Raw genomic sequence first — 620 nt, forward strand, 5'->3', positions numbered from 1 at the left:
CCATGGTTAGAAACCCAGTAACGCAAGGGTGGTATCCCAACAGCGGCTCATATGAAACCGGAGTTCCATACTCATAGCCTCCCACCTATCCTGTGCATGCATTACCGAATCCCAGTATCAAGCTGGAGTAAAGCTCCATGGGGTCTTTCCGTCCTGGCGCAGGTAACCAGCATCTTCACTGGTATTTCAATTTCACCGGGTGCATTGTCGAGACAGCGCTCAAATCATTACGCCTTTCGTGCGGGTCGGAACTTACCCGACAAGGAATTTCGCTACCTTAGGACCGTTATAGTTACGGCCGCCGTTTACTGGGGCTTCAATTCAAAGCTTCGATTGCTCTAACCTCTCCTCTTAACCTTCCAGCACCGGGCAGGCGTCAGCCCATATACATCACCTTACGGTTTCGCATAGACCTGTGTTTTTGCTAAACAGTTGCTTGAGCCTATTCTCTGCGGCCAGATCTCTCTGGCACCCCTTATCCCGAAGTTACGGGGTCATTTTGCCGAGTTCCTTAACAATGCTTCTCCCGCCGGCCTTAGGATTCTCTCCTCATCCACCTGTGTCGGTTTACGGTACGGGCACATGATACACAATAGCGGCTTTTCTCGGCAGCTGGAATC

General features: G+C 51.3%; 1 rRNA gene. It reads right to left on the bottom strand.

Going from position 1 to position 620, the window contains the following annotated elements:
* Positions 1 to 620 (bottom strand): 23S ribosomal RNA (locus GPK90_RS16465); the annotation flags it as partial.

The organism is Clostridium sp. MCC344, assembly GCF_018785365.1.
In the GTDB taxonomy this organism is placed as follows: domain Bacteria; phylum Bacillota; class Clostridia; order Lachnospirales; family Lachnospiraceae; genus Pilosibacter.